Origin of the sequence: Streptomyces sp. NPDC057654 (assembly GCF_042800135.1) — a bacterium.
GTDB lineage: Bacteria > Actinomycetota > Actinomycetes > Streptomycetales > Streptomycetaceae > Streptomyces.
The window spans coordinates 1-4,443 of sequence record NZ_JBHVHQ010000728.1 but is presented as its reverse complement, the minus strand read 5'-3'; the positions used below and the strand labels follow the sequence as shown (position 1 = coordinate 4,443).

The following is a 4,443-nucleotide window of genomic DNA, read 5'->3' as shown; positions in this document are numbered from 1 at the left end:
GCCAGCAGGAGAGTAGTGATCAGGGTCCTCATCGCCGATGACGAACCGCTCATCCGAGCCGGTATCCGGATGATCCTCACCTCCGCCGACGACATCGACGTCGTCGCGGAGGCGGGCAACGGCCGGGACGCGGTGGAGCTGGCCCGCGCGCACCGCGCGGACGTCGTCCTCCTCGACATCCAGATGCCGGTCATGGACGGCCTGACGGCCCTGACCGAACTGCGCCGGTCCCGGCCCGACGCGCGGGTGATGATCCTGACGACCTTCGGCGAGCAGGAGAACGTGCTGCGGGCCCTGTCGGGAGGCAGCGCGGGCTTCCTGCTCAAGGACTCGGCCCCGGCGGAGCTGATCGGCGCGGTACGGGCCGCCGCGGCCGGCGACGCCTATCTGTCGCCCGCGGCCACCCGGCACGTCGTGGACTCCCTGGCCGCCGGCGACACCGGCCGCCGCGCCGAGGCGGCCCGCAGCCGGCTCGCCACGCTGACCGACCGCGAACGGGAGGTCCTGGCGCTGCTGGCCCAGGGGCTCTCCAACGCGGCGGCGGCCCGCCGTATCCATATGAGCGAGGCCACGATCAAGACGTACGTGAGCCGCATCCTGACGAAGCTGGAGTGCGAGAACAGGGTGCAGGCGGCGCTGCTGGCGAGGGACGCGGGGCTGGAGGGCTGAGGACGCGTACGGCACGGCCGGAATCGCCCGGTCGGCCGAGCCCCTCGGCCGCGGAGGGAATACCCCCGTTCCCCACCGGGGTTGCGCCGTCATGGCTGTCACACGCGCTGCTACGAGCGCTGTCACGAGCGATCCGCGGGTTCTGCGGTACGCCGCTTTCTCCGACGACCCCGCCGGGGGGAATCCGGCCGGGGTCGTCCCGGACGCGTCCGGCCTCGACGACGCCGCGATGCTGAAGATCGCCGCCGAACTGGGCTACTCCGAGACGGCGTTCCTCACACCGCCGCCGAAGCGGCTGGCGGACGCGTCCGGCCGTTCGTTCACGATCCGCTACTTCAGTCCGCTCGCCGAGGTGTCCTTCTGCGGGCACGCGACCATCGCCTCGGCCGTGGCGCTCGCGGAGCGGATCGGCCCCGGCGACCTGGTCTTCGCCACCCCGGCGGGAGTGGTTCCGGTCGCCGTGGAGTCGGCGGACGGCGTGCTGCGGGCGACGCTCACGAGCGTGGAACCGAGGGTGCGGGAGGCCGCTCCGGAGGATCTGGACGAGGCGCTCGCCGCGCTCGGCTGGGCCCGCGAGGACCTGAATCCGGATCTCCCGCCGCGGATCGCGTTCGCGGGGGCGCACCATCTGATCCTGGCCGCGGCCACCCGCGAGCGCCTGGCCGAGCTGGACTACGACTTCGACCGGCTGGCCGCGCTGATGCGCCGTCTGGACCTCACGACGCTCCATCTGGTGTGGCGGGAGCCCGGCGACGGATACGTGTTCCACGTCCGGGACCCGTTCCCGGTGGGGGGCGTGGTGGAGGACCCGGCGACCGGCGCGGCGGCGGCCGCGTTCGGCGCGTACGTCCGTGAACTGGGCCTGGTCGCGCCGCCCGCGACGCTGACCCTCCACCAGGGGCACGACCTGGGCCGTCCGGGCCTGCTCACCGTGGAACTGCGCGCGGACGACCCCCGCTCGCACGTCTCCGGCACGGCCACCGTCATCCCCGACGACGCGATCTGATACGTATATCGGCTATCGGTCTACTTGCCGCATCCCGCGAACAGCCGCCGGCCGGCATGGCGTCACGGGCCGGCACCACAGGGGGGCGGCCATGGGCACCATGGACAAGGGCGGCATCGTCATCGGGCTCGTGATCGTCGCGCTGGTGATACGCGGACAGCTGCGGACGCGGCCGGTGCACGCGAAGGGCCCGGTGATCGTGCTGGGCGTGCTGGGCGTGCTCGGGATCGCCGCGTGCGCCTTCGGCGTGGCCTCCGTCGTGAAGTACCACCCGCTGGGCGCCGCGACCATCGCCCTGACGGCGGCGAGCCTGGCCATCGCGGCGGGGTTCGGGGCGGCGCGGGCCCGTACGGTGCGGGTGTGGCGCGCGCCGGAGGGCCAGGCGCTGCGTCAGGGCACGGTGGCCACCATGGTGCTGTGGCTCGTCTCGGTGGCGGTCCACATCGGCATGGACCGGTGGATCGACCACACCACGGGCGTCGGGCTGCTCGGTTTCTCGACGCTGTACCTCTGTCTGGCGGTGACCCTCGCGGTCCAGAACCTCTTCGTACGGCGCCGGGCCGCGGCCGTCGTCTGACCGGCGGTCGCGCCCGTACGGCCGTACGCCCGTACCCTGCGCGTCCGCCGGGAGGCGGACAGGGCGAAGAGGAACGAGAGTGGAGGGGATCGCACCCCCTCTGCGCGATACGGAGGCCGTTTCCCCGTGACCACCCCGACCACGCCGTCCACACCATCCACCCCGGCCTCCTATTTCGAGGAGCTGTACCGGGACGCGGCGGACCCCTGGCACCTGGCGGAGCGCTGGTACGAGCACCGCAAGTACGACCTCACCGTCGCTTCGCTGCCTCAGCACCGCTACCGCAGGGCCTTCGAACCCGCCTGCTCCGTAGGGGAGTTGACGGCGCGTCTGGCGGAGCGCTGTGATGCGCTGCTGGCCTGCGACCGGGTCCAGTCCGCCGTGGAGAGCGCGTCCCGCCGCACTAGGGACCTCCCCCACGTCGAGGTGCGCCGCCTCGCGGTGCCCGAGGAGTGGCCGGAGGGCTCGTTCGATCTCATCGTGCTGTCCGAGCTGCTCTACTACTTCGACACCGAGACCCTGGACCGGGTGCTGACCCGCACCGTCGACGCGCTGGAGCCGGGCGGCACGGTCGTCGCCGTCCACTGGAACCACCGGGTGTCCGAACACGTCCGCACCGGCGGCGAGTTGGCGAGCCTCCTCGCGTCCGTACCGAGCCTGGCCGTGACGGGCGAGCACTTCGAGGAGGACTTCGTCCTCCAGACGCTCGGCCCCCGCCTCCCCGACGGCTCCGCCCCGCCCTCCCCCGCGGCCCGCGAGGGTCTGCTGTGAGACGGCGCTCCGCATGCGCGGCCGGCCGGGCGTCCGTAGGCTTCGCCGTGAGCCGCGTGGGCACTCGGAAGCGCGGGAGAGCCGACCGCGACACGCGCCCGGCACGAGCCCACGGCGTACGGCGCACGAGAGGAGCAGCAGTGTCCGCCTCAGAGTCCGACGGTGACCACCGCGATTCGTCCGACCGGTCCCGGCAGGCGCCCGCCGCGGCGCATCCCGAGGACGGCGGGCCGGCGTCCTCGGAATGGAGCACGGCCGCGTCGGCGCACGAGGACGACCGCGCGGACCCGGACTGGAACATCATCCGCAGCGTGAACTGACCGGCGGGCCCGGTTCCCTCACTCCTCCGGCTCAGCGGCTGACCAGTGCGGGCGAGGTGAGCCCGTCACAGGGAGCGCAGGGTGCGTATCCGGTCGGCGCGGGAGCGTCGCACGATGTCGGCGGCGGGGGCGAGGCGGTCGAAGCCGTGCGGGCAGCCGGGGTGCAGGTGCAGTTCGGTGGAGACCCCGGCGGCGGTGAGGCGGCGGGCGTAGTCGAGGGACTCGTCGCGGAAGATGTCGAGTTCGCCCACCTCGATGTACGTGGTGGGGAGGCCCGTCAGGTCGTCGGCTCGCGCGGGGGCGGCGGCGCAGGGCACGTCGGGGGCGCCGACGGCGTCGCCCAGCAGGGCGTGCCAGGCCGTGTGGTTGTAGTCCCAGTTCCAGCCGGTGTAGGGCGCCAGGACGGGGTCGGGGCGGGTGTTGCGGTCGTCGAGCATCGGGTAGACGAGGATCTGCCGGGCGAGCTCCACGCCGCGTTCGCGGGCGAGGAGGGCCGTACCGGCGGCGAGTCCGCCGCCGGCGCTGTCCCCCATGACGGCGATGCGCGCCGGGTCGACGCCGAGTTCGGCCGCGTGCTCGGCGAGCCAGGCCAGCCCCGCCCAGCAGTCCTCTACGGGGGCGGGGTGGGGGTGTTCGGGGGCGCGCCGGTAGTCCACGGCCAGCATCGGTACGCGGCTCTCGGCGACGTACCCCGCCACCGTACGGTCGAACAGCTGGACGGAGCCGAGGATCATGCCGCCGCCGTGCAGGTGGACGACGGCCGGACCAGGCTGTTCCGGCGTCTCGCCGGACTGCGTTTCGCCGGACTGCGGCGGGGTGTACCAGCGCAGCGGCACCCGCGCGCCGTCGTGGGACGTGGCCGTGAACTCCCGTCGGCCGACGTCCGCGAATTGGGGCAGCTCGGCTTCCACGGCCGCGAGGCCCGCCTCGCCGTCGGCGCGCAGCCGCCGCCAGTCGCCGCGTTCCGCGGGCGGCGGCGGTGGTCCCGCCGCCATGCGCCGGGCGATGACGGGAACGAGTTCGGGGTGGAGCGCGAAAGCCATGCTGGTCTCCTCACGATTCACGATCCGTACCAGCATGACCATCGCGCCCCGCGGCCC

General features: G+C 73.5%; 6 protein-coding genes. 5 read left to right on the top strand and 1 reads right to left on the bottom strand.

Translation table 11 applies throughout. The features are described 5' to 3' along the window. Positions 1–15 precede the first annotated feature (15 nt). The 5 genes from ACFU99_RS34595 (at position 16) to ACFU99_RS34575 (ending at position 3,343) form a co-directional block, all read left to right on the top strand. Positions 16–669, top strand: a complete 654-nt coding sequence (locus ACFU99_RS34595; protein ID WP_384399830.1) for a response regulator — start codon at positions 16–18, stop codon at positions 667–669. 91 nt (positions 670–760) lie between these two features. Beyond that, positions 761–1,675 carry a PhzF family phenazine biosynthesis protein gene (locus tag ACFU99_RS34590; protein WP_384399827.1) on the top strand — a complete coding sequence of 305 codons (915 nt, stop codon included), beginning with the start codon at positions 761–763 and terminating at the stop codon, positions 1,673–1,675. A gap of 91 nt (positions 1,676–1,766) precedes the next feature. Continuing rightward, positions 1,767–2,252, top strand: a complete 486-nt coding sequence (locus ACFU99_RS34585; RefSeq protein WP_384399825.1) for a hypothetical protein — start codon at positions 1,767–1,769, stop codon at positions 2,250–2,252. A 126-nt stretch (positions 2,253–2,378) separates the two neighbouring features. Next, a complete protein-coding gene (locus ACFU99_RS34580; RefSeq protein WP_384399822.1) occupies positions 2,379–3,023 on the top strand; it encodes an SAM-dependent methyltransferase in 645 nt (214 codons plus the stop codon). Between the two features lie 140 nt (positions 3,024–3,163). Further along, a complete protein-coding gene (locus tag ACFU99_RS34575) occupies positions 3,164–3,343 on the top strand; it encodes a hypothetical protein (RefSeq protein WP_384399819.1) in 180 nt (59 codons plus the stop codon). 65 nt (positions 3,344–3,408) lie between these two features. Here ACFU99_RS34575 and ACFU99_RS34570 read toward each other — a convergent pair. Continuing rightward, on the bottom strand, positions 3,409–4,443 hold a 1,035-nt coding region (locus ACFU99_RS34570), incomplete at its 5' end, for an alpha/beta hydrolase (protein ID WP_384399817.1).

What these genes read in the sequence shown, in the direction of transcription:
- ACFU99_RS34585 (WP_384399825.1), top strand. Translation starts at nt 1,767, where the DNA reads ATGGGCACCATGGACAAGGGCGGCATCGTCATCGGGCTCGTGATCGTC.
- ACFU99_RS34590 (WP_384399827.1), top strand. Translation starts at nt 761, where the DNA reads ATGGCTGTCACACGCGCTGCTACGAGCGCTGTCACGAGCGATCCGCGG.